This is a genomic window from Streptomyces sp. NRRL S-118 (genome assembly GCF_000716335.1).
Lineage (GTDB): Bacteria > Actinomycetota > Actinomycetes > Streptomycetales > Streptomycetaceae > Streptomyces.
The window spans coordinates 26700-50451 of the sequence record NZ_KL591027.1; the positions used below are offsets into that span (position 1 = coordinate 26700).

The window sequence follows — 23752 nt, forward strand, 5'->3', positions numbered from 1 at the left end:
CTTCCTGCCAGACGCCGCTGCACCATCACCGCCGATCCACCATGCTCCGGCGGACACTGAACGACGCAGAGCGCTTGCGCGCCCCGGCCCGGGAACGCGGGCTCACGCGGCGCCCGGTCGACAGCGCCGCTCCGGGACGCCAAGGGAGTGAGCCGCCCGGCCGTGCGGGCGGGGAGCAAGAAAACGGGGCAAAGGCATCGCAGGATCGTTGCCTTCGGCCGACCGCATGGCCGTGTGTTGTGACGACGGACGCTCCCAAGTCTCCCCTCCTTCACTCAACTCCCCTACTCTGCGGTCGACTTCGACGAACCGGGTCGACGCATGGTCGACGGATGGGGGCAGGGTTATGAGGACGCTTGCACGTACGGCCATGGCCGGGATGGCCGTCATGGCATTGACCGCCGGGCTCGCCCCTGTCGACGCGCGAGCGGCCGACCCGGGCGAGTCGGCCTATTCGGCCTCGACGTCGGTCGGGGTCCACAACGCCTATGAGAAGGACAAGTTCCCCTACTTCGCGGACGGGTTGGACTCGGGTGCGGGCATGCTCGAGATCGATGTGTGGACGAACGTGTTCGGCAGATCCTGGCGGGTCTCGCACAGCAACCCGGTCGGGAACGACAACAACTGCGTGAACGCGGCGAACGCCGGGGAACTGCGCACCAAGCCGAGGAACCAGGATCTGGGCGGATGCCTCGCCGACATCAGGGCCTGGCACGACGCCAACCCGGGGCACCGGCCGGTCCTGCTGAAGCTCGAGCTGAAGGACGGGTTCCAGGGCAAGTACGGCCGGGGCCCGGCCGCCCTGGACGCACTGCTGACCGCACGGCTGGGCGACGCGCTGTTCCGGCCCGCCGATCTGGCCGGTGCCCGGCCCGATCTGGACACCGCCGCACGGCTGGACGGCTGGCCGGCGCGCTCGGCGATGGCCGGGAAGTTCATCGTCGAGCTGATCCCGGGCACGGTCGAGAAGGACAACCCCCTCGACACGCTGTGGACCGATCGGGAGTACGCCCAGCACCTGCGGAACCTGGCCGCGGCCGGGCGGTTGCGCGAGGCAACGGCCTTCCCCGCCGTGACCGGTGCTCAGGCCGGGGACCCGCGCAGCCGGTACACGGAAGCGGGGATCCGGCCCTGGTTCGTCGTCTTCGACGGCAACGCCTCCGCCTACGCGGGCGGCTCCATCGCCACCAAGTGGTACGCCGAGCGGCACTACCTGGTCGTCATGACCGACGCGCACAACGTGGCGCCCGCCATCGACGGCGTCCGCCCGACCGAGGCGCAGGCACGGGAGCGGGTGGCCCTGCTGGCCGGGCGGCACGCCAGCGTCGTGTCGTCGGACTGGTACCCCCTGCCCGCCGTGCTGGGTGCGGTGGTACCGCGGGGCGCCTAGCTTGATCTTCAACCTGTGCGGCGGGGTCGCGGAGTGGTCGACTCCGTAAGTGGATCTCGTCCGTCGGTGATCAGGTCGCGTGGGACGTGGGGATGTGACGAACGGCCAGTGGGCCCGGCTTGAGCCGTTGCTGCCACGGGGCATCAAGCCGGGACGGCCGCAGGTGTGGACGCGGCGGCAGCTGATGGACGGCATGGTCGGCCAGCCCAGGGGCTGCGCTCGGTCGCCGGTGGCTCCGCCGGGCCCGGGCCCTCAGGGCAACCCGGCCCTGTCGAGCAGGTCATGCATCACCGCGACGGGCAGGACGGGGTTCGCCGCGGCGGCGCCGGCCGTCCCGGGTGCCTCCAGCAACCGGGCCAGCACCTCGCGCGGGAGCCGGGAGTCCGCCGCGGCGCGCTCCCGCACCTCCTCCTGGGCATCGGTGGTCAGGCGGACGACCGACTCGGGCGAGAGCCGCCCGTCGCCGAGCGCCGCGTACCGCACCGTCGGCTCGGGGTCCCGGCCGAGCCGCTCCACCACCTCGGCCGTCGACTCCGGGTCGAGCCGGGCCAGCTCCCGCATCCGCGGGTCGGGGTCGTCCGCGTACCGCAGCAGGCCCCGACGCGGGAAGTTGGGGTGCCGCGGCATCTCGAAGCGGGACCAGCCGTTCCATGTCCGCCACATCTCCAGCAGCAGCTCGCCCGGCGCCTGCGCGCACGACTCGGCCAGGAGGAGCCGTACGACGTGGTCCTCGTCCCGCGCGAGGAGCTCGACGACGTCGGGCGGCAGCTCCTTCGCCAGCGCCGCGCCCCGGCGCAGCAGAACGTGTCCCGAGGTGGCGCAGCGCCGCATCTCCTCGGGATCGTCCCGGCGTGCCAGGACCCAGTCGAGCGGCCAGTAGCGCACGTCCGGCGAGATCTCCACCGGTATCGCCGCGCGCTGGTCCTCGTCGAGGGAGGGGTGCTGCGCTGCCGTGAAGCGCACCCGCTCGTCCGGGTCCTCGCCGAGGCGGACCACCAGGTCCGCGGCCAGGTGCGGGTTCTCCGCCACACCGGCACGTATGCCCGCGTCCTCGTGGGTCACCAGCAGCTCCGCGAGCTCGGACGTCAGACGGCACTCCCGGGCCGCCTGCTGCCGCACCGCCTCCTCAGGCAGAGAAGCATGGATGTGCGGGTCCATGGGGAGCTCGCGGTGGCGGCTCAGCAGGGCCTCGGAGCGGACACCGTCGTCCTCGTCGGCCACGAGCGCCGCCCGCAGACCGGCGTCGAACTCGGCCCACCCCCACCGGCACACGCTGCGGCGGACCGCCGGATGCGGATCCGCCGCCAGGGCGTGCCGGAGGCGGCGCGGCAGGTCACGGTGGCGTGCGGCCTCGCAGCGGACCTTGGAGTCGGGGTGCGCGGCCAGCCGCTCGAACGTGTCCTCGGTCAGCGCCCTGCCCTCATCGGCGGCGACGGTCGCCACGATGAAGGCGATCCGCGGGTCGTCGCCGTCGAGCTGCCGGCCGCGCTGCTCGGGGGTGAGGTGGTGCTGTTCGCACAGGGCCCGCCGGGTTCTCCGGTCCGGGTGGCGCAGCCACGCCTCGATCACCTCCGCCGGCAGCGGCCTGAGCATCAGTGCGTAAGGGAGCTGCCGCTCCGGCGCCATGCGCAGCAGCCGTACGAGGACCGATGCGGGCGCGGACGGATTGCCGGCGAGGCCGTGCAGCCAGGCGTCGCGCGGCTCGCGTGACGACGTCATCTCACACCTCGTACGTGAGGCGCGGCAACCGCCGCTCCAGGAAAGGGGCGACCCCTTCGGCGCCACTGTCGCGCACCTGCTCCGCCCGGTGGGCGTGCCGGTCGGTGCGGCCCGCCGCGCACTCCTTCGCCGCCGCCTGGGTCGGCGGCGAGCGGGAGGCGGGGACCGGGTGCATTCCGCCACCCGCTCGCCCCAACCGGCCGCCCGACAGCAGGTCCTCGTCCGCCGAGTCGGTGCGCTGCGGCCGTCCCGTATCGATCAACTCGCCTCAGAAGAGCAGGTACTTGGCGGCGAACGGGCCCACCAGGGAGACCAGCCGCCGGGTCGAGGAGGCGGGGTGAGCGATGCCCGGCCTCGCCGGGGTCACGCCGAACAGCGCGCCCTCGTCGGCGAACCGCAGGTAGCAGGCGGGCGTCGGCCCGGGAAAGGCGGCCGGCGCCTCCTCGGCCCGGTACCGCGAGTGCCTGCTGTTCGTCGCCCGGTTCGCGCAGGGAGGCGATGTCCGCACCGGCGCAGAAGGTGGCGCCGGCGCCGGTGAGCACCAGCGCCCGGACGGCGCGGTCGGCGGCCGGCTCCGCGAAAAGGCCGGGCAGGGCGCGCCACATCGCGGCCGTCATCGCCTTGCGCTTCGTGGCGTTGCAGATGACGACCGTGGCGACGCCGTCCGCGACACCGTGCGCCAGCCGCGGCTGCGGTTTCGACGGCTCCATGCACCGGATGCTGTTCACAACAGCCGATCATATGATCAAGTAGGGGGCGCCGCCCGGTCTGCCGGTGACGTCGTTCGGGCGCAGTGGGCAACAGCGGAGCCGCGCACTGATCAGCGACAGGCGCACCGCCGTCGCCGCCGCGGGCCTGAGCGGCAGCACCGAAGGCGTCGCCGAGGCGCGCGTGGGTTGCCGACAGGGCAGGACTGTTGGCCGGAACGCGGGTCAGCACGGCGAGAAGCCCGGGGCGGTCAGCGAGTGGTCAACCCGTCAGTCGTTGAAGCGGTGGCGGGAGGCCTCGATCTGCCCCAGGTACCGGTGGGTCCAGTCACACATCCCGTCGATCGTCACTCGCAGGGCCTGACCCGCCTCGGTGAGGGTGTACTCGACTCGCGGCGGTACCACCGGGTGCACCGTCCGCTCGATCAGGCCATTGCGCTCCAGCATGCGCAAGTTCTGGGTGAGCATCTTGTGGCTGATGCCCTCGACCTCGTCCCGCAGCTCACCGAAACGCAGGGTGCTTCCCCCCAGAGCCTCGACGATCAGGAGGGCCCACTTGTTGGCGAGGTCCGAGAAGATCTCCCGCGCCAGCGAGTCGGCGCGCCTCACGTCTGCTTCGTCGGGCGAGCCTACGAACTGCTTGGTCACCATAAGGTTCCCCAGTCACTGAAAAGTGCGTTCTTCCATGTCAGCGAACACTCTCTTACGGTTCCGAAGTCACCACAAGAGAGCGACGGTCGCGGTGCGTCGTCGACAAGGAGGAAGCAACATGCCCATCACCCTGGTGAACCCCGGCGGACTGCCGAAGGTCGATGGTTACCATCATGTGTCGATCGCAACCGGCTCGAAGCTGGTCTTCATCGCAGGCCAGGTCGCCTGGGATGCCGACGGTGTCACGGTCGGCGAGGGTGACCTCGCCGCCCAGGCCGAACAGTGCTACCTCAACATCGGCACCGCGCTGGCCGAAGTCGGCGCCTCCCTCGGCAACGTGGCGAAACTGACTGTCTACGTCGCCGACTGGACCCCTGACAAAATGCCCCTGCTCATGGAAGGGATCACCCGGGCGGTCACGAAACAGGGGGTCTCCCCTGCACCCCCGGCGACCCTGGTGGGGGTCGCGGCGCTGGACGTACCCGAGCACCTGGTCGAGATCGAAGCCACCGCGGTCATCGACTGACGGCACCCCGCCCACGGCCACGACGTGAGCGGGCAGCGGTAGCCGTCGAGCTTCAGGTCGTAGGCCGGGCCACCGGGGAGCCCACCGACCCGGTCGCCGGTCGGTGTCGCGAACCTGCGATGGTGTCCGTCATCAGGCCGGACCCGGCAGGACCCGAAAGACAGGCCCGGGCGATGCCGTCTCAACCGGCCCGTACCGAGGTGCGGCGGCGCAACCGGAGGCGGCCGAGCAGGCCCGCGCGTCCGCGGGCTGGGCGGGCCGGAGGTCGGCTGCGGGAGGCGCCGCCGTCCGGGCGGGGTGCCGGCCGCAGGGCACGGGCTTCGTCGAGAGCCAGCGCCAGGCTGAGGCGGTGCCACAGGATCTCGTCGGGCTCGTCGGCCCGCAGCAGCCGCTCGGTGGCCTCGTGCAAGGACGCCGACTCCGAGCGTTCGTGCGGCGGTTCGGGGCGGAGCCGGTCGAGGTAGGCGCGTTCGTACGGGTCGTCGACCACTTCGGCGACCTGGACCGGATCGAGCAGCGAGGCGATGGCCGCCGCCCCCGCCCAGGGATCGTCCGTGCCGCGCAGCAGCAGGCCGAGCCGGCGGGCGCGCCAATTGCGGGGGCGCGCGTCGTCGCCCGCGTCGAGCTTGGCGCGCAGTGCGCCGGGCAGCCTGCCGGTGAGGAGCTCCGGGTGCCGCTCGGCGAACTCGCGCACCTCACCGGCGAGGTAGAGCCAGACGACCGCCCGGTAGCGGTTGAGGTAGAACCTGACCGGGGTGAAGTGGCCGGTCCGGGCGAGTCTGGTGAAGCGGTCGGTGGTGATGGAGGCGAGCCGGGCGGCCTCGGCCGTACCGACCGTGCGGACGCGGTCGCGCAGTCCGTCCGGGAAGTCGGGCGCCGCGCGCAGCCGGTCGAGCTCCGTCCGGGCGACGCGGGGCCGCCCCGCGGTGCCGGCGCTTCCCGTGGCGCCGGGCACGGTGCGCACGTGTCCGAGCTGGACCGCGAGTTCGAACTCGCCTTTCCTGAGCACGAGTTCCTGTGCGGCGCGCGCGAACGCGACTGTGCGTGCAGTGGTGTCGGTGGCCGTCATGCGGGCCCTCCCCCGTGAGTCGAGCGTCACTCTGTGTCACGAAGGTAGCGCGGAGGCGGACCCGCGCGTCCGGCCTGTGGACAACTCAGTCGCCGGGCCGCCGGGCGGCCACGGCGAGGTGTTCGCCGACACGGTTGACGAGCAGTGTCATCTCGTAGGCGACCTGGCCCACATCGGCTTCGGCCGCGCTCAGCACGCACAGGCAGCTGCCCTCACCGGCTGCGGTGACGAACAGCATCGCCTCGTCGAACTCGACCATCGTCTGCCGGGCACTGCCCACACCGAAGTGGCGTCCGGATCCACGCGCCAGGCTGTGCAGGCCGGAGGAGACCGCCGCCAGATGCTCGGCGTCCTCCCGGGCGAGCCCGCTGCTGGCACCGGTCACCAGTCCATCGTTCGACAGCACGAGAGCGTGCCGTATGTAGGCGACCCGCTTGGTCAGGTCGTCCAGAAGCCAGTCGAGTCCCTTGTCCAGAGCCATTCCGGTCCTCCCCGTTTCCCGCGTTCCCCGTTGCCCCGTTTCTCCGTAAGCCTTTCGTACTGGCGTGGGCAGGGCAAGAGCGCTCCGGAGCTTCACCATCACGTGGTGTGCGGCGGCAACGCCTTGATCTCCAAGGCGAAGTGCCCGAAGTGCCCTGACACAGGCGGCTGATGGTCAGGACACCGAGTCGAGCAGGCGGGCGGTGTGGAACCGGCCGGCGTACTCGACGAGCCGGATGAGGACCTCCTTCCCCGAGTCGCGGTCACGGGCGTCGCACAGCACGACGGGCGTCCCCCGGTCGAGGTCGAGTGCGCGCAGGACGTCATGCGCACCGTACGTACGGGCTCCGGCGAAGCAGTTGACGGCGACGACGAACGGGATGCGGCGGTGCTCGAAGTAGTCGACGGCCGGGAAGCAGTCCTCCAGGCGGCGGGTGTCCGCCAGGACGACCGCGCCGAGAGCTCCTTGGGACAGTTCGTCCCACAGGAACCAGAAGCGGTCCTGCCCGGGCGTCCCGAACAGGTAGAGGGACAAGCCGGAGCGGATGGTGATGCGGCCGAAGTCCATGGCGACGGTCGTCGTGGTCTTCCGGTCGACCCCGCCGGTGTCGTCGACGGCCGCTCCCGCCTCACTGAGCTGTTCCTCGGTCCGCAGGGGGCGGATTTCACTGACCGCCCCCACCAGGGTGGTCTTGCCGACGCCGAAGCCCCCGGCGACCAGGATCTTCAGGGCCAGGGCGGTGGTGTCGGAGCACTCGGAGGCCATGGAACTCTTCTCTCGGGATGGGCGTCAATGACGGTCGGTGGGCGGAGGATGTGTGAGGGGGGGCGGCGCTACAGGGCCCGGAGGCCGTCGACGACCTCTCTGAGGATCCGCTCGTCCGGGAGCTGCGCGGGCGGTACGGGCCGGCTGACGGCGACGTACCCGGCTTCGAGGAGGTCTCCCAGCAGCACCCGGACGACCCCGACCGGCAGGTCGGCGTCGGCGGCGAGTTCGGCCACGGACTGCGTCTCGGCGCGGCACAGGGTGAGCAGAGCCCGGTGTTCCGGTCCGAGGAGCGATGCGCCTGCCGCGGCGTCCGGCGGATCGTCGTCGACGACCACGAGGGCGATGAGGTCGAAGCGTACGGTGCTGGGACCCGGTTTCGTACGGCCGCCGGTCATGGCGTACGGGCGGACGAGCGGCCCCGCGTCGGCGTCGTACCAGTGGCTGTCCGGCTCGGTCATGGTGTGCCGCCCGTCATCCGGCGGCCGGCGGGGTGCCGTTGACGCGCGGCGGGGTACGAAGGTGCTCGCCCACCCGTCTGACGAGTCGTGCCATCTCGTACGCGATGAGGCCGATGTCGGCGTGGGCCGTGCTGAGCACGGCCAGGCACGACCCCTCCCCGGCGGCTGCGACGAACAGGAAGCCCTCGTCCATCTCCACCATGGTCCGGCGTACGCCACCGGCGTGGAAGTGGCGGCCGGCCCCCTTGGCGAGGCTGTGGAACCCGGACGCCACGGCAGCCAGGTGCTCGGCGTCCTCGCGGGACAGCGCGCTGGAGGCCCCCACGGCCAGGCCGTCGCCGGAGAGCACGACCGTGTGGCGTACCTCCCTGACGCGGGCGCTCAGGTCGTCCAGCAGCCAGTCGAGCTCCCGGGCGGGGGGATGGGCGGCGGTCCTCTGGTGCTCGATCATCTTCTGTCTCCTTCGCCGGCTGCGCCGCCGCGGACCCAGCCGTCGCGGTAGGCGGTCATGCGGTCCCTGACCTGCTCGGGCGTTCGTGTGGTGAGCGGGGTGCCGGTGGGGTCGGCGGTGCGAGTGGTGTCGTTGCCACCGGTGGCCGGATCCGGCTCGGATCGGGGTGGCGGCGCCTCGCGCAACTGCGGTGCCAGGCCGGCCTGCCGAACGCGGCGCGGGAGCCCGCCGCGGTCGTCCACCATGTCGCCGCGCGGATCATGGGGGCCACGGCCGGCGCGGCTGCTGACGTCGTACTCACCGCTCCGGCCGTGCTCCGTGGGGTTGCGGGCGTCGTGCTCGCCGCTGCGGCCGCCGGCCCCGTCCACCACAGGGTCGTCGGGGCGGCCGGGGCGGGGCGGGCTCGGCCGGCTCGGCGGGCCCGGTGGGCGGCCCGGCACGGGCAGGGCGGTGACCCGGGCGGGCGGGGGCTCGTGCGGTTGGTGGTCGGCCGACGCGGTGCCGGTGGGCGCGGTGCCGGTGGGCGTCGGTACGGGGACCCGGGGTGGCCGGCTGTGCGCGGCGGACGGCGGCGCGGGCACGGTGGTCGCGCGGCCGGCGACATCCGCCGGGAGCGCGGTCCGCAGCAGGTCGGTGGGGAGCAGGACGACGGCCGTGGTGCCGCCGTACGGCGAGGGGCGCAGGTGGACCTGGATGTCATGGCGTGCGGAGAGCCTGCTGACGACGAACAGGCCGAGGCGGTCGCTGTCGAACAGGTCGAGCGCCTCGGACTGCCGGATGCGGTGGTTGGCTTCGGCCAGGGCCTGCCTGCCCATGCCCAGGCCGCGGTCCTCGATCTCCAGGGCGTAGCCGTTGCCGACGGGTTCGCCGGTGACGCGGACCTTGGTGTGGGGCGGGGAGAACTGGGTGGCGTTCTCGACGAGTTCGGCGAGGAGGTGAGTGAGATCGGCCACCGCGGTCCCGTCGACCGCCGTTTCGGGCAGGTGGCGTACCTCCACGCGCGCGTAGTCCTCGATCTCCGACACGGCGGCCCGTACGACGTCGGTCAGCGGAACCGGCGTCCGCCAGGCGCGGCCGGGGGCGGCGCCCGAGAGGATGATGAGGCTCTCCGCGTGCCTGCGCATACGGGTGGTCAGGTGGTCCAGCCGGAACAGGTCGCCCAGCTCGGCCGGGTCGTCCACGCGGCGTTCCATGCTGTCGAGGAGCGTGAGCTGCCGGTGGACGAGGACCTGGCTGCGGCGGGCGAGGTTGACGAAGACACCGGAGATCCCGCTGGCGAGTTCGGCACGCTCGGCGGCGGCGCCGAGCGCGGCCCGGTGGACCGTGCCGAGGGCCTCGCCGACCTGTCCGATCTCGTCCTGCGCGGGCGGCCCGGGTGGTGCTTCGGTCCGGATGTCGAGTTCTTCCCCGGCGCGCAGCCGGCCCATGGCGTGCGGGAGTTTGCGCCGGGCGATCTCCAGGGCGGTGTTGCGGAGGGTGACGAGTTCGACGACGAGGGCGCGCCCGATGCGTACGGAGATGACGAGGGAGGCGGCGACCGCCGCCAGGCCCAGGAGGACGGCTGCTCCGGCCGGGGTGAGGATGCCGCCGGTGAGCGGGTCGGTGTCGTCGGCCGCGGTGCTACGGGCGTCGCTCTCGAGGGCTGCCAGGGCGGTGCGTACGGCGCCGTGGGCCCCGTCCCAGGCGGCGGCCGGCACGGCCGCGGCGGCCTTCCGTCCGGGCGCCGCGGCGACGACGGCGTCCTCCGCGGCGACGAGCTGCCGGTGGGGACGCTGTACGCCGGGTCGGCGCCAGCCGTCGCGCTGAGGGGCGGGCAGGTCGGCGGAGGCCGACGCGAGGAGGGTGCGACGGGTTTCCACGGTGCCGGTGAAGGTGCGGTGCCGGGGTGCGGGGAACTCCCCGTTGAGCCGGGCGGAGGTGAGGAGGGCGTCCTCCCGGGAGAGCATCTCGCCGGCGCGGGCGAGCTCCAGCAGCACGCGCGCCCGGGAGCCCTGCGGGACCTCGGGCATGCCGGTGAGAGCGCCCTGGACGTCGAAGGCGGCCGAGATGGCGGCCGTGTACCGGGTGTAGACGGTGTCCCCGCCGGCTCCTCCGTCGATGACCGCGGTCCGCAGGGCGGCGAGGCCCTCGGCACGGTCGACGAACTTCCGTACCCTCGCGGCGACATCGGCCGGCAGGTCTCCGGTGTCCGCCACGGTGTGCCGGTCGTCCAGGCGGAGGGTCGCGACGGCGGCGTCGGTGCGCCGCGCGAGTCGCTGCAGTCCGGTGGCGTGTCCGCTGCCGGGCGCGGCCGCCTGGCGTACGGCCGCGCTGCGCTCCGCCTGCAGGGCGGCAGCGGCGGTGGCCACCGGTTGGCGTACCCGGTCGTCGACGTGCCGGGCCTCGCGCAGCCGGGTGACGTCCTGCGCGGTGGTCACGGTGGCGAAGCCCCACAGGGCGAGCAGGGAGACGACGGGCACCATCAGCAGCGAGATGATCCTGGCGCGTACGGTCCGGGGCCTCGGGCGCCCTCGGGCGCCGGCCGGACGCCGAGCCGCCGTGTGCGGTACGCGGTGGTCACCAGGGCCCGGCGGTCCCGCGTGCGCGCGGCGGCCGCGGATCGCCGGCGTGCCGGGTGGCGACACCCCGGGGGCGGCGGCGCCGCCGGGGGCTGTGCGGGAGGTGGGCATGGCGTCCTCGTTCCGGGTACGGGTCGGGGGCCGGCAGGGCCAGGGGGTGTCTCATCGATCGGGCCGGAGCAGCGAGCGGCGTCCGGTGCCGTGCGTCACGAGGCGGAGGAGGAAGCCGATGCGGAGCGTCGGCGACCGGCGACGAACGTGGCGAGCCGTGGTGCGGTGCCAGGGGCGCGAGCCCGGCCTGACCGGCGGACAACCCCTAGAGGGGGGTGATCGCCGGTTCGGTGCGTCGTTCGGCCGAGGTGTAGGCGGCGCGTTCCCCGGTGGTCGGGGAGAGCGCGACGAAGGCGGCGGTGACGAAGAGGTAGGACCCGAGGCCGACGGCGAGGGGGAAGATGAACTGCATCGGCGTGGCCCCGGGCAGTCGCCCGCCGGACGGGGCGACGTCGACCGTGACGGCGAGCATGCCGGTGTAGTGCATGCTGCTGACGGCCGCGCCCATGACCAGGGATGCGACGGCGACGGCGACGGGTGAGGTGATGTTGAGGGCCGCCCACAGGGCGGCGGTGGCGGCCACGACGGCGATGGCGACGGAGAGCGCGACGAGGAGCGGGTCGTAGCGGACGGTGCCGTGGAGGCGGAGTGCGGCCATGCCGAGGTAGTGCATGCTCGCGACGCCGAGGCCGGTGGTGAGCCCGCCGAGCAGGAGGGCACCGACGCGGCCGAGTCCCTGCCTGCGGCCCTGTCCTCGTCCGGCTCTGCTGCCGTCACCGTTGCCGTCGCCATTGCCATTGCTGTCGCCGTGCGTCGTGGGGCCGGTGCGGGGGCCGGCGACAGGGCCGTGTGCCCGGCCGTGGGCGCCGGTGTCACCCGCAGCCCGCCGGTGTCCGTGGCCGACGGCGAAGACGCCGGCGCCCACCACGGCCATGGCGACGAGCAGGCTCAGGAGCGTCAGCGGCACGTCGTAGCGGATGTCGGTGCCGGTGACGCCGAAGCCCAGCATCGCGACGAAGTGCATCGTCCAGATGCCGGTGCCGATGGCGGAGGCGGCGGTCAGCAGCCAGTTGCGGCGGGAGGGGCCCACCTCGTCGAGCGCGCGTACGGTGCAGCGCAGGCCGAGGGCCGCTCCGATGCAGGCCATGGCGTACGACAGCACGGGGGTCAGCCAGCCGAGGGTGGCGTGGTCCAGGTGTCCCATGGCTCAGGGACGCTAGACCCCGCAGGGGCGCACATGGGGGGCGCATTTCGAAAGCTGATGAAATATGACAGAGAGGTGGTTCTGCACGATCGCGCCCCGCTCGAACGTGTGCACCGCACGGCTGGATCGCGTGTGCGGGATCATGGCCGCATGACCGAAGACCACACGGATGTGCAGGAGTTCTTCACAGCCCGGGCGGCGGACTGGGACGCGCGGTTCCCGGACGACGGTCCGGCGTACGCCGCGGCTGTCGCCGATGTCGGGCTGCGCCCCGGGGACGCGGTCCTCGACGCGGGCTGCGGCACCGGCCGTGCGCTGCCGCCGCTGCGCGAGGCCGTCGGTCCGGAGGGAACCGTCATCGGCGCCGACCTCACCCCCGCGATGCTGGCGGCGGCCGTGCGGGCCGGGCGCGACGGCAGCGCAGCGCTGCTCCTGGCCGACGTGGCCCGGCTGCCCTTGCGTGACGGTGCGCTCGACGCCGTCTTCGGGGCGGGACTCATCTCGCACCTGCCCCATCCGGTGGAGAACCTGCGGGAGTTGGCGCGCGTCGTGCGGCCCGGCGGGCGGCTGGCGCTGTTCCACCCGGTCGGCCGGGCCGCTCTGGCCGCCCGCCACGGGCGGCGGATCACCGAGGACGATCTGCGTGCCGAGCCGAACCTGCGGCCGCTGCTGGCCGGCGCCGGCTGGCGGATGGAGTCGTACGTGGACGAGGACGACCGCTTTCTGGTCCTCGCCGCACGTGAGGTGACGCAGGACTGACCGGGAACCGGCGACCGCGCGGGGCACCGAGACGAGCCCCGCGTGGTGCAGCCCTCTTCTGCCGCCGCGGGGCGGGCCGTAGGTTGGAGGGACAGCCCAGGTGGAGGGGAAGGTGGGTCCGTTGTACAGCAGACTCCGCACGATCTTGAAGCTCCCCAGGTTCCCCAAGTCCCCGGCGCCGGAGCCCGGGAACGGCTCCCGCGCACGGCAGCACAACCTCTTCGAGGCCGCGGCGGTCTACGTGTCCGCGTGCGCCGAGGACGACCAGGAGCGGATCGACGAAGCGGCGGGCTGGGTGTCGCCCGAGGCGCTGTCCTTCGGGGTCAGCGAGCTGGCCTGCCGGGCGGTCATCGCCCTCGCCCGCGAGCGCGACGAGTCCCCCCAGACCGTGGCGCGAAGCCTCCTCGGCCTACCCGCTGCCTGACGTCGTCGCCGTACGGGTCGCCCTGGGCCAGTGCCCGCGCCGGTGAGGTGCCGGTGCGGGCGCCGTACGCCAGGAGGTCCTTCACCTCGCGGGGCGTCCGGGGACGGTAGCCGGGGCCACAGCCGCAGCAGTCCTGGCGGAAGCGCAGGCCCGCGGTGAGCACGGCGGCGAGAGCGCGCCAGCCCGCCCGGTCGCGGCGCGGCGGTACGGCGAGGGCGGAGCCCGCGCTCAGCAGCTGCCCGCCGCAACGGGGACAGACGTTCGCGAGCCGCCTGCCGTAGCCGGCCGCCTTCTTGTAGGAGGCACGGCAGGGCAGGCACACGAAGTGCGAGCTGGAGGTGGACATGCCACGGACCGTAGCCGGGCGATCCGGAGGTGTCGACCTCATTACGGTCGGACAGGCCCTCGACGGGCGGGTTACCCGCTGGTTAAGGTGCGCCGACGAACGATCCGAGGGGAGGGTGGCATGGAGGGGACTCGGGATGTGGGTGAGGCCGGTGGTGTCGGGGACGACGTCGTGGTCGGCGCCCCGGCGGACGACGACGCGCTGTACGTACTCACGGCCGCGCTGCTGACACCCGCGCAGTTCCCCAGCGTGCTCGCGGACGACTATCCCGAGGCGTGCGCTGCCCTGGGCCTGGAGCCGTACGCGGACGGTTACGGGCTGGTGCTGGGGCAGGACGGCGACGGTGCCCGGTGGACGGTCGTCGTGGACGACGTGTCCCTGGTCGCGGTGGCCATCGCCTCCTGGGACTGCGGTATGGAGTACGACCTCTCCCCCGACGAGCGCAGTGTCGTCGCCGCTCTGCCGGGCTGGCCGCTCGGGCTCTCGGTGGCCGCGCCGCAGCTGCCGCCGCCGCACGATCCCCCGACGGCCGCGGACGACCGGCCCCCGCTGACCCCGCCGGACGCCGGCTCCTGGGGCCCGGCCCAGCGGCGCCTGGGTGCGGACGAGATCGCGCTCCAGTGGGCCTCCTGGCGCAGCCGGCTCGACGACGGCGACTTCGCCTCTCCTGGGGCTCCGGCGGACGAGGAAGGCACGGAGGGCCGGTCGGGCCCGAAGCCGGGCCGGGAAACGCCGGCAGCCGGGGACGGCGCGCAGGACCAGGTGGGGCCGCTGCCCGGGCGCGACGCTCCGCAAGACGGCCGCGACGCTCCGCAGGGCGGCCGGGAAGCCCGGACAGCGGGCGGCGCTGCGGGAGCGCCGGATGATCCGGCCCGGCCTGGTGCGACCGGCGAGGCGGGAGGTTCCGGGACCGCGAGGGCCTCTGGCGGTGCAAACCCTCCGGACTCCGCAGGCTCCGGGTCCACCGGGCGCCGGGAACCCGCGGAGTACGGGGACGCGGCGGTGCGGCGCGTGCTGGAGGAGCTTCAGGGGTATCTGGACTCCCCGCCGCCCCTCGGCCGGGTGCGGTCCGGGTTCGCACCCGACGGGGCCCGCATGCTGAGGGCGGACGGGCCCGGGTGGTCACTGGTGGCACGGACCGACGACATCGCCTTCGTCCTGCTCGACGACCAGCCGGGCGAAGTGCTTCCGGTGGGGCGCGGAGCGCGGCTCCCCGCCCTGCTGACGGCCCTGGAGGCGATGGCGGTGCGGCCCGCCTGACGGGGTCAGCCGGTGGGCTCCTCGGGGGCCGGCTCGTCTTCGGGCACGGCCCCCTGTGCGCCGTCCGCCGGGGCGGGTTCTCCGGCGGGCGTGCCGCCCCGCGCCTCGTCACCCGTCCGGGACAGATCGGCGTCCCAGTGGTCGGAGCCGGTGCTCGCCTGCTCGTCGGGCAGGTCCCTCGGGACGCTGCGCCCTTCTTCGCCGGGTCCTTCGTGCCGCTTGTCGCTCATGACGGGCGCGTACCCCCATCGGCACTTCTCAGACCCGTTCCGGTGCCACCCCTCGCGGACCGGTGCGCGCCCGTGGTGGCGAGCGTCCTCACCGTGCCGTCGGGGCGGTACGGAGCGGCTCGCCCACGTCATGGAGGTGGCCGAGGGCCTGACGGTACGAGTCGACGAACCCGGTCTCGGTGTAACGGATGCCGAGGGCGCGGCAGTGGGCGCGCACCATGGGCTGGGCGAGCTTCAGGTGGGGCCGGGGCATGCTGGGGAAGAGATGGTGTTCGACCTGGTAGTTCAGACCGCCCAGGAACCAGTCGGTGAAGGCGCCGCCGCGGATGTTGCGCGAGGTGAGCACCTGGCGGCGCAGATGACCCCAGGGCTCCTCGTGCGGGTCGGGCACCTCCATGCCCTTGTGGTTGGGGGCGAAGGCCAGGCCCAGGTGGACGCCGAGCAGCATCTGGTGGATCAGGGCGAACACGACGGCCTGGCCGACCGACATGGTGCTCATCAGCAGGGTGAGGTAGCCCGCCACGTGGGCGAACAGCAGTCCGCCTTCGATCAGCCGCTCGCGCGGGGCCAGGCGCGGCCCGTCCTTGGAGAACAGTGCCTGGAATCCGTACACCTTCAGGGCGAGGCCCTCGAGGGTGGTCAGCGGGAAGAAGAGCCAGGCCTGATGACGGGTGAGCCAGCCCCGGAAGCCGGTGCGACCCTCCGCCTGGTGCCGCGAGAAGACGAGGACGTCCGGGGCGACGTCGGGATCCTTGTCCTCATGGTTGGGGTTGGCGTGGTGCCGGTTGTGTTTGTCGTTCCACCACTCCTGGCTCATGCCGAGCAGCAGGTTGGCGTGGAGCAGCTGGAGCAGCCGGTCCCGGCGCTTGTCCGCGCCGATCTGGTGGTGGCCGGCGTCGTGGGCGAAGAATCCGGCGCGTGCGGACAGGACGGCGAAGGGGACGGCCAGTAGCAGGGACCACCAGGAATGCCCGAAGAGGACGAGGCCGGCGGCGACAGCCGCCAGGGCCAGCAGGTTGACGGAGATACCGAGGGCGTACCACCCGGTGCGGCGCTCCAGCAGACCCTGGGACTTCACGACGCGCAGCAGGGGCGTGAACTCACTGCCGTGGCTCCGGATCCTGCGCGCGGGAGCGGGGGCACCGGCCGGCGGCGCGGGCGTGAGGGGGACAGCGATGGCCTGGGGCATGAAGTCTCCGGAGGTTGGTCCGTACGCATGACGTGCCGACCTGATCAACCTACGGACGAGTGCACACACCCGGCCATGGCACCACCACCCGGAACCAGTCGGGGGGCTTCCCGGGGGGCGAGGGTAGGGCTGGCTGCACCTCCCCCGGCGAAGTGAGCCGGATCACTGCTGACTTGAGCGCATGAAAGCGCCAGCTCCGGTACCCTCGGCCGCTCCGGATCGCACTAGTCAAATTTGAGGAATGCGTCAGCGCTGTGCACAGGCTCTCCGATGCAATGCCCGCCCCGAACCCCGCCACCCCTGACCCCGCCACCCCTGACCCCATCGCCCCGGATCCCGTCGCCCCGCACCCGGCCACACCGAACGCCGGCGCCCCGGACTTCTCCTTCTTCGCGCGCTCGCGGGCGGTCTTCCTGCCCGGCGACCCTCCCCGCGCCGGCCGTGTCGCCTTCTGGCTCCCCGACGTGCCGGAGTCAACCGTCCCGGCCGGTGCCGCCGGTATCGGAGGTATCGCTGATATCGCGGGGGCCGCCGAGGAGCTCACCGTCATCACGGACGAGGGGGTGCCCGACACCGTACGGGCGCTGACGCTGCCCGTGCGTCACGTCCTGCCCGTGCTCACGCGGGCCCGTCTCCACGCCGGCGCTTCGCCCTCCGCCGCGTTCTGGGGCGCGGCCACCCTGATGGCACTCCAACTCGTCGCCCGTGGAAAGCTGTTGCCCGGTCTGACCGCCACGGACCATGACGCGTGGCGGGTGGGTCCGCTCGAGCCCGAAGACCTGGAGCACCTACGAACCCTGGCGGCGTCCATGCCTCCCCAGGCCCATGCCGTGCCGGTCGGCAGCGCACCGGACGGCGTGGCACTGCTGCCGCGGCCGGAGCAGCTGCTGCGGTCGTTCCTGGACGCCGTGGCCGACACGCTGCCCCGTACGCCCGCGGCGCCTCTCGCCGCCGACGGCACGGCCTTCGCCGCGGCGCCCCCGCAGCACGTCCCGGAGCAGCGGGCATGGGCGGCGGCCGTCGCTGCCGGCCACGACGCCGGCGTACGGCTCTCCCTGCGCGTCGAGGTGACCGGCCTGGACACACCCGACGGCGCGGCGGACAGCCGGGCCGGGAGGCCGGCCGGGGTCATGGCGGATGAAGCCCACGCGCGCTCGGCCGACGGCGCGGCACACGGCTCCCTCGCCGGACCCGCGGCCGATGCGCGGCCGGCCTTCCGCGCCGTGCTGCAGCTGCACAGTGTCAGCGACCCGGCCCTGGTGGCCGACGCCGCGGACGTCTGGTCGGGTGCGGCGGACGAGCCGGGGACGGCCGTGGGCCGGGCGTTCGGGCCGCGTGCCCGGATGGACGCCCTGCTGGCGCTGCGGCGGGCCGCGCGAGCCTGGCCTGCGCTCGGCCCCTTGCTGTCGGCCGCCGTTCCGGATGCCGTCGCCCTCGCCGACGAGGAGGTCACCGAGCTGCTCGGTGAGGCGGGACGGGCGCTGGCGGCGGCCGGCGTACCGGTGCACTGGCCGAGGCAGCTCGCGCGTTCTCTGACCGCGCGGGCGGTGATCGGGTTTCCGGACGAGGAGACGCCCGGCGGCGCGCCCCGGCAGGACGGCCTGCCGGCGTTCCTGTCCGCCGACGCCCTGCTCCGCTTCGACTGGCGTTTCGCGATCGGCGACCAGCAGCTGACCCGCGCCGAACTGGACCGGCTCGCCGAGGCGGGCCGGCCGGTCGTGCGGTTGCGCGACCAGTGGGTGCTCCTCGACCCCGAGGAGGCGCGCCGTGCCCGGGCCGCCCAGGACCACGAGGTCGCCCCCATCGACGCGCTCGGCGCCGTGCTGACCGGCAGCACCGAGGTCGACGGCCGCCGGGTCGAGGTCCGTGCGACGGGACGGCTGCAGGCCCTGCGGGACCGGCTCGCCGATCCGGAGGGCACATCCGGCGGGCAGCAGGAGATCGGGCAGCCGGCAGGCCTGGCCGCGACGCTCCGCGATTACCAGCTGCGCGGTCTCAACTGGCTGCACCGCATGACGTCCCTCGGCCTCGGGGCCTGTCTCGCCGACGACATGGGGCTCGGCAAGACCGTCACGCTCATCGCGCTGCACCTGCACCGGCAGACCGACCCGTCGGCCGCCGGCCCGACCCTCGTCGTGTGCCCGACGTCCCTGATGGGCAACTGGCAGCGCGAGATCGAGAGGTTCGCACCGGGCACCGCGGTGCGCCGCTTCCACGGCTCCGCGCGGGATCTGAGCGGTGTGACGGCCGGGGAGTTCGTCCTCACCACGTACGGCACGATGCGGCTGGACGCGGCGCGGCTCGCGGGCATCGCCTGGGGCATGGTCGTCACGGACGAGGCGCAGCACGTCAAGAACCCCTACTCGGCGACGGCCCGGCAGCTGCGGACCATCGGGGCCCACGCGCGCGTGGCGCTGACCGGCACGCCGGTGGAGAACAACCTCTCCGAACTGTGGGCGATCCTCGACTGGACGACGCCGGGGCTCCTGGGCCGGCTCGGGAGCTTCCGCAGCCGCTACGCGCGGGCCGTGGAAGGGGGCACGGATCCGGCCGCCGCCGAGCGGCTGGCCGCGCTCGTGCGGCCGTTCCTGCTGCGCCGGCGCAAGGCGGACCCGGGCATCGCGCCCGAGCTGCCGCCGAAGACGGAGACCGACCACACCGTGTCGCTGACCACGGAGCAGGCGGGCCTGTACGAGGCGGTGGTGCGCGAGACCCTGGCGGCCATCGCCGAGGCGGACGGCATGGAACGCCGCGGCCTGGTGGTCAAGCTGCTGACCGCGCTCAAGCAGATCTGCAACCACCCCGCGCAGTACCTGAAGGAGGACGGTCCGCGGATCGCCGGCCGGTCCGGAAAACTGGAACTGCTGGACGAACTGCTCGACACGATCCTCGCCGAGGAGGCGAGCGTGCTGGTCTTCACCCAGTACGTGCAAATGGCCCGGTTGCTGGAGCGGCATCTGGCGGCACGCGGCGTACGGACGCAGTTCCTGCACGGCGGTACCCCGGTCGCCGAGCGCGAGGCGATGGTGGCGCGGTTCCAGCACGGTGAAGTGCCGGTGTTCCTGCTGTCGTTGAAGGCCGCGGGCACCGGTCTCAACCTCACCCGCGCCGGTCACGTCGTGCACTACGACCGCTGGTGGAACCCGGCCGTCGAGGCGCAGGCGACCGACCGCGCGTACCGGATCGGGCAGACCCAGCCCGTGCAGGTGCACCGGTTGGTCGCGGAGGGCACCATCGAGGACCGCATCGCCGGCATGCTCGCGCGCAAGCAGAACCTGGCGGACGCCGTCCTCGGCTCCGGCGAGAGCGCGCTGACCGAGCTGACCGACGCCGAACTGGCGGCACTGGTGGAGCTGCGCGGGCCGGATCGGGGACCGGAGCAAGATCCGGATCGCTCGGGTCGGGGTCCGGGGCGAGGAAGGCAGCAGCAGGCGCCTCGGGAGACGCAGCAGCCGACCCGGCGCAGGACACAGCGGAAGACGGAGCGAGGGAGCGCGCGATGAGCCGTGCCGACGACGAGCGTACGTTCGCGGCGCTGCCGCCCGCCCGCGGCCGCGGTGTCGCCGAGACGTGGTGGGGCCGGGCGTGGCTGCAGGCCCTGGAGGACACGGCGCTCGACAGGGAGCAGCTGAAGAGGGGGCGCCGGCAGGCACGTGAGGGCGCGGTGGGCGCGGTCTCGGTCCGGCCGGGGCGGATCACCGCGGTCGTCATGGACCGGCACGGCACCGCGCACCGCAGCGACGTGCTGCTGCAGGAGCTGACCGACGGGGAGTGGGACCGGTTCCTGGACCTCGTGGTGGACCGGGCGGGGCACATCGCCGCACTGCTGGACCGCGACATGCCGCCGCATCTGGTGGAGGACGCGGCGGCCGCCGGTGTCGAACTGCTGCCGGGCATCGGTGACCTGGAGCCGGAGTGCACGTGCGATGCCTGGGACCACTGCCCGCACACCTCTGCGCTCTGCTACCAGGTGGCGCGGCTGCTGGACCAGGACCCGTTCGTGCTGCTGCTGATGCGGGGCCGCGGGGAGCGGCGGGTGCTGGACGAACTCCAGGTGCGCAGTACGGCGCGGGCCGGGCGGACCGAGGACGGCCGGCCCGCGGGCGCCGGGCCGGAAGGCGTACGGGCCGACGAGGCGTTCGCCGCGCGGGACGTCCTGCCACCGCTTCCCGCTCCTCCCCCGCTGCCGGAGCGGCCGGGCGAGCCACCGGCGCCGGACGCGGAGACCCCGCCGGCGCCGGGTGTCGACCCGGGCGCTCTGGCCCTGCTCGCGACGGACGCGGCGGCGCGGGCCCACCGGATGCTGGCGGAGGCGCTCGCACCCGGTCATGAGGACCAGCCGGTGGAGCCGGAGCTGTCACGGGACCAGGACGCGGTGCGGCTCGCCGCCGGGGCGGAGGGGCATCCCCGGGTCGCCGGCCGGCTGGCTTCCGGGACCGGCCGGCGGCATGCCGATCTGGACCTGGCCACGCGCGCGTGGTGCCTGGGCGGGTCCGCGGCACTGGCCGTGCTGGAGGAGGAGTGGACACCCTCCCCGGAGCAGTCGGCACGCGCCCGCGCGTTGCTCGCCGAGGCGTGGGACGACGCCGAGCGGCCCGCGCTGCGGGCGTCGGGGCCGGACCGCTGGACGGCGCCGGGTACGGGCGTCCAGCTCCGTCTGGGCCGTGACGGCCACTGGTGGGCGTACCGCAAGGAGGGCGGCCGCTGGGCTCCGGTGACGCCGCCGGCCGAGGATCCGGCATCGGCCTTCGCGGAGGCGAGGGGCTGAGGGGTGCGGACGGGGATCCGGCGTCGGGCCTCCGGGAGGCGAGGGGCTCGTCGGGTGCGGCCGAGGACCTGTCCGGTCGCCCGGTGTGAGCCTGGCGGGGCCGGTGGCGGCGCCGTGGCGTGAACGCTGTCCGCCATCAGTTGGTGACGCAGGCGGGGGAGGCACCGCTGGCCAACGTCTGCGACACCGACTACACGTGCGTGGCGAAGATCCGCAAGGAGTGGCTGCCGGCCGGTGAGCCGCACCGGGGGCTGCACCGTCACCTGCGGGAGCTGGCGGCGGTGCTGCCCCGGCCGTGAGGCCCTCGGGTGTTACGCGAGCTGCCGCTCCGCCGCGTCGACGGTCTGGGCCAGCAGGACGGCGATGGTCATCGGGCCGACACCGCCCGGCACGGGAGTGATCAGGCCCGCCCGGGCCGCGGCGCCCTCGAAGTCGACGTCGCCGACGTTGCCCTCGTTGTACCCGGCGTCGATCACGACGGCGCCCGGCTTGATGTCCTCGCCGCGGATGAAACGGGCGCGGCCGACCGCTGCCACCACGATGTCGGCCTCACGGAGGGCCGCCGACAGGTCGGCGGCGGGCGTGTGGGAGTGGCAGTACGTCACCGTGGCGTTGCGGGCGAGCAGCAGCATGCCGGCGGGCTTGCCGAGGATGGCGCTGCGGCCGACGACGACGGCCCGCTTGCCGGCCGGGTCGACGTCGTACGCGTCGAGCAGCCGCATGATGCCGCCCGGGGTGCAGGAGACGAAGCCGGGCAGTCCGAAGCTCATCGTCGCGAACGAGGTGGTGGTCACTCCGTCGACGTCCTTCTCCGGGGCGATGGCCTCGAAGGCGGCCCGTTCGTCGATGTGCGGGCCGACGGGGTGCTGCAGCAGGATGCCGTGGACGTCGGGGTCGTCCGACAGGGACCGCAGGGTGGCGACCAGTTCGCCGGTGGTCGTCGTGGCGGGCAGCTCGATGTGACGGGAGCGGATTCCGGCCTTTTCGCAGCGGGCCCGCTTCATCCGCACATAGGTCACGGAAGCCGGGTCCTCACCGACGAGGACGGTGGCGAGGCAGGGCCGGCTGCCGGTGCGGCGGGTGAGGTCGGCGGCGCGGACGGCGGTGTCCTCGACGAGGCGGCGGGCGAGGCCACTGCCGTCCATGAGACGGGCGGTCGGGGACGTGGCGTACGCGCCGGTGGGCGTGCTGGTGGACCTGTCGGTGGTCATGGATGCGCTCCTGAGCGTCGCGGTGGCTCGCCCAGGCGCGCGGCATCGACGTCGGTCCGTCGGGCCGCTCCCCGGTGGTACTCCACCCAAGCGCCAGTCACGGCCCGTACCCACTCTACGGGAGGGCCTGTCCGGCCGCGCGTGCCGGGTCGCACGCACCGGCACGCTTGTGGGCGTGGTGAGGGGCGGCGACGATGGCACCGGCGCGGCGGCGTACGGGACCGGGAGGGCGAGTTGGGCGATGCCTGGGCGGGTGAGGTGGCGCTGGAGCGGGGTGCGGATCCTGTGGCCCGGGCCGGGGCGCTGCGCCGGGCGCACGAAGCGTTCACGTCCGGCGGCGGGTTGCAGGGGCCGCCCGTGCGGGCGCTGGTGGCGGAGTCGTGGCGGCGCTCGGCGCGCGCTCGGGTGAGCCCCGACGGCGCCGCCTGCGTGGACCTCGGTGAGGACGAGCTGGGCGCGTACCGGGGCGGGCATCCGCTGGCCGCCGCGATGCCGGTGATCCGGGAGTTGATGGGCGCGTACGCGACGGACGGGGAACACCTGGTCGCGGTGTGCGACGCGTACGGGCGGCTGCTGTGGGTGGAGGGGCATGCGGGCACCCTGCGTCGCGCGGAGCGCATGAACTTCGTGGCGGGCGCGCGGTGGGCGGAGACGGCGGCCGGCACGAACGCGCCCGGGACGGCGCTCGCCGTCGACCGGCCCGTGCAGGTCTTCGCCGCGGAGCACTTCCGGCGCCCGGTGCAGGCGTGGACGTGCGCGGCGGCGCCCGTGCACGATCCGCAGACCGGGCACCTGCTGGGCGCGGTGGACATCACCGGCGGGGACCGGCTGGCGCATCCGCACAGCCTGGCTTTCGTGCAGGCGGTGGCGCGGGCCGCGGAGTCGCAGCTGGCGCTTGCGGGGCCGCCCGCGGGCGACCAGCGGGCGCGGCTGTCGGCCCTCGGGCGGGACGAGGCGCTGTGGGCGGCCGGGGGGCGCACGGTACGGCTGAGCCGGCGGCACAGCGAGATCCTGGTGCTGCTGGCCCGTCACCCGGAGGGCCTGAGCGGCGACGAGCTGCTGGTGGCACTGTACGAGGAGGGGGCGGTCACCCCGGTGACGCTGCGCGCCGAACTGTCGCGGCTTCGCGCGCTGTTGGGTCCCGCTGTGCTGCGTTCGCGGCCGTACCGGCTGGCCGTGCCGGTCGACGCGGACTTCGGGGCGGTCGGCCGGCGGCTGGCTTCGGGGGCGCTGACGGCCGCCCTGAGCGGGTACGCCGGGCCGTTGCTGCCCGGCTCGGGGGCACCTGCGGTGGTGCGGCTGCGGCGGAGGCTGGCGGATCAGCTGCGGGCGGCGCTGATCGCGCGCGGGGACGCGGGGCTGCTGGCGGACTGGGCGTACAGCCCCTGGGGCGAGGACGACCTGGAGGTGTGGCGCGCGCTCGCCACGCGCGCGCCGGCCGGTGAGCGCGCCGCCGTACGGGCGAGGCTGCGCGCGCTGGACGCGGAACTGGGGGCGGGGGGCGGTGGGGCGGGGCCGTAGCAGCGGGGGGC

The 23752-nt window shown here is 74.0% G+C and carries 20 protein-coding genes, 2 pseudogenes and 1 riboswitch; of the genes and pseudogenes, 9 read left to right on the forward strand and 13 right to left on the reverse strand.

The annotated features are described in order from the left end of the window. The first annotated feature begins 346 nt into the window (after nucleotides 1-346). Nucleotides 347-1390, forward strand: coding sequence for a phosphatidylinositol-specific phospholipase C domain-containing protein (locus IH00_RS0131320; RefSeq protein WP_031079455.1), 1044 nt, complete (start codon nucleotides 347-349; stop codon nucleotides 1388-1390). Between the two features lie 252 nt (nucleotides 1391-1642). Here the strand turns inward: IH00_RS0131320 and IH00_RS0131325 are convergent, their stop codons facing one another. From IH00_RS0131325 to IH00_RS0131335, 3 genes and pseudogenes are all read right to left on the reverse strand, one after another. Continuing rightward, the gene (locus IH00_RS0131325; RefSeq protein ID WP_031079457.1) at nucleotides 1643-3109 is read right to left on the reverse strand and encodes a hypothetical protein; all 1467 of its coding nucleotides are present in this window, start codon (nucleotides 3107-3109) and stop codon (nucleotides 1643-1645) included. A gap of 1 nt (nucleotide 3110) precedes the next feature. Continuing rightward, nucleotides 3111-3819 (reverse strand): annotated as a pseudogene (locus IH00_RS37925) (enoyl-CoA hydratase/isomerase family protein). Nucleotides 3820-4086: 267 nt separating this feature from the next. After that, nucleotides 4087-4467 (reverse strand): winged helix-turn-helix transcriptional regulator, encoded by a 381-nt coding sequence (locus tag IH00_RS0131335; RefSeq protein WP_031079458.1) that lies wholly within the window; start codon nucleotides 4465-4467, stop codon nucleotides 4087-4089. A gap of 118 nt (nucleotides 4468-4585) precedes the next feature. On the opposite strand from IH00_RS0131335, the gene IH00_RS0131340 reads away from it, so the two are divergent. Continuing rightward, nucleotides 4586-4993 carry a RidA family protein gene (locus tag IH00_RS0131340; RefSeq protein ID WP_031079459.1) on the forward strand — a complete coding sequence of 136 codons (408 nt, stop codon included), beginning with the start codon at nucleotides 4586-4588 and terminating at the stop codon, nucleotides 4991-4993. A 181-nt stretch (nucleotides 4994-5174) separates the two neighbouring features. Here IH00_RS0131340 and IH00_RS0131345 read toward each other — a convergent pair whose 3' ends face one another. The 7 genes from IH00_RS0131345 to IH00_RS37930 all read right to left on the reverse strand — a co-directional run bounded on the left by IH00_RS0131345 (nucleotide 5175) and on the right by IH00_RS37930 (nucleotide 12033). Continuing rightward, entirely contained in the window at nucleotides 5175-6062 is an 888-nt protein-coding gene (locus IH00_RS0131345; protein WP_052411775.1) for a DUF6397 family protein, read from the reverse strand. An 85-nt stretch (nucleotides 6063-6147) separates the two neighbouring features. Then, nucleotides 6148-6543, reverse strand: coding sequence for a roadblock/LC7 domain-containing protein (locus tag IH00_RS0131350; RefSeq protein ID WP_031079461.1), 396 nt, complete (start codon nucleotides 6541-6543; stop codon nucleotides 6148-6150). 174 nt (nucleotides 6544-6717) lie between these two features. Beyond that, a complete protein-coding gene (locus IH00_RS0131355) occupies nucleotides 6718-7308 on the reverse strand; it encodes a GTP-binding protein (RefSeq protein ID WP_031079462.1) in 591 nt (196 codons plus the stop codon). A 68-nt stretch (nucleotides 7309-7376) separates the two neighbouring features. Continuing rightward, nucleotides 7377-7769 (reverse strand): DUF742 domain-containing protein, encoded by a 393-nt coding sequence (locus IH00_RS0131360; RefSeq protein WP_031079463.1) that lies wholly within the window; start codon nucleotides 7767-7769, stop codon nucleotides 7377-7379. Between the two features lie 13 nt (nucleotides 7770-7782). Further along, the gene (locus IH00_RS0131365) at nucleotides 7783-8220 is read right to left on the reverse strand and encodes a roadblock/LC7 domain-containing protein (RefSeq protein ID WP_031079465.1); all 438 of its coding nucleotides are present in this window, start codon (nucleotides 8218-8220) and stop codon (nucleotides 7783-7785) included. Continuing rightward, nucleotides 8217-10889, reverse strand: coding sequence for a sensor histidine kinase (locus IH00_RS0131370; RefSeq protein ID WP_052411776.1), 2673 nt, complete (start codon nucleotides 10887-10889; stop codon nucleotides 8217-8219). Before IH00_RS0131370 ends, IH00_RS0131365 begins: the two co-directional genes overlap by 4 nt. A gap of 205 nt (nucleotides 10890-11094) precedes the next feature. Further along, nucleotides 11095-12033, reverse strand: coding sequence for an MHYT domain-containing protein (locus tag IH00_RS37930; protein ID WP_039947610.1), 939 nt, complete (start codon nucleotides 12031-12033; stop codon nucleotides 11095-11097). Nucleotides 12034-12183: 150 nt separating this feature from the next. Between IH00_RS37930 and IH00_RS0131385 the strand changes: the two genes are divergently transcribed. From IH00_RS0131385 to IH00_RS0131395, 3 genes are all read left to right on the forward strand, one after another. Then, nucleotides 12184-12792 carry a class I SAM-dependent methyltransferase gene (locus IH00_RS0131385; protein WP_031079467.1) on the forward strand — a complete coding sequence of 203 codons (609 nt, stop codon included), beginning with the start codon at nucleotides 12184-12186 and terminating at the stop codon, nucleotides 12790-12792. Between the two features lie 145 nt (nucleotides 12793-12937). Next, the gene (locus tag IH00_RS0131390) at nucleotides 12938-13216 is read left to right on the forward strand and encodes a hypothetical protein (RefSeq protein WP_052411780.1); all 279 of its coding nucleotides are present in this window, start codon (nucleotides 12938-12940) and stop codon (nucleotides 13214-13216) included. 466 nt (nucleotides 13217-13682) lie between these two features. Beyond that, nucleotides 13683-14822: a hypothetical protein gene (locus tag IH00_RS0131395; protein ID WP_052411777.1), complete on the forward strand. Its 1140-nt coding sequence runs from the start codon at nucleotides 13683-13685 to the stop codon at nucleotides 14820-14822. Nucleotides 14823-14827: 5 nt separating this feature from the next. Here IH00_RS0131395 and IH00_RS0131400 read toward each other — a convergent pair whose 3' ends face one another. Next, entirely contained in the window at nucleotides 14828-15052 is a 225-nt protein-coding gene (locus tag IH00_RS0131400) for a hypothetical protein (RefSeq protein ID WP_031079470.1), read from the reverse strand. Nucleotides 15053-15140: 88 nt separating this feature from the next. Further along, entirely contained in the window at nucleotides 15141-16241 is a 1101-nt protein-coding gene (locus tag IH00_RS0131405) for a fatty acid desaturase family protein (RefSeq protein ID WP_031079471.1), read from the reverse strand. A 275-nt stretch (nucleotides 16242-16516) separates the two neighbouring features. On the opposite strand from IH00_RS0131405, the gene IH00_RS0131410 reads away from it, so the two are divergent. The 3 genes and pseudogenes from IH00_RS0131410 to IH00_RS40830 form a co-directional block, all read left to right on the forward strand. Continuing rightward, on the forward strand, nucleotides 16517-19744 hold the full coding sequence (locus tag IH00_RS0131410) for a DEAD/DEAH box helicase (RefSeq protein ID WP_078888062.1): 3228 nt from the start codon (nucleotides 16517-16519) through the stop codon (nucleotides 19742-19744). Continuing rightward, nucleotides 19741-21009, forward strand: coding sequence for an SWIM zinc finger family protein (locus IH00_RS0131415; RefSeq protein WP_031079473.1), 1269 nt, complete (start codon nucleotides 19741-19743; stop codon nucleotides 21007-21009). The genes IH00_RS0131410 and IH00_RS0131415 overlap by 4 nt, the downstream gene beginning before the upstream one ends. Nucleotides 21010-21143: 134 nt before the next feature. After that, nucleotides 21144-21308 (forward strand): annotated as a pseudogene (locus IH00_RS40830) (acetamidase); the annotation flags it as partial. Between the two features lie 12 nt (nucleotides 21309-21320). Here IH00_RS40830 and IH00_RS0131425 read toward each other — a convergent pair. Then, entirely contained in the window at nucleotides 21321-22220 is a 900-nt protein-coding gene (locus tag IH00_RS0131425) for a bifunctional 5,10-methylenetetrahydrofolate dehydrogenase/5,10-methenyltetrahydrofolate cyclohydrolase (protein ID WP_052411778.1), read from the reverse strand. 22 nt (nucleotides 22221-22242) lie between these two features. Further along, nucleotides 22243-22331: riboswitch (ZMP/ZTP riboswitch) on the reverse strand. Nucleotides 22332-22454: 123 nt separating this feature from the next. Between IH00_RS0131425 and IH00_RS0131435 the strand changes: the two genes are divergently transcribed. Then, complete coding sequence (locus IH00_RS0131435; RefSeq protein ID WP_039947611.1) at nucleotides 22455-23741, forward strand: GAF domain-containing protein; 1287 nt, start codon at nucleotides 22455-22457, stop codon at nucleotides 23739-23741. Nucleotides 23742-23752 lie beyond the last annotated feature (11 nt).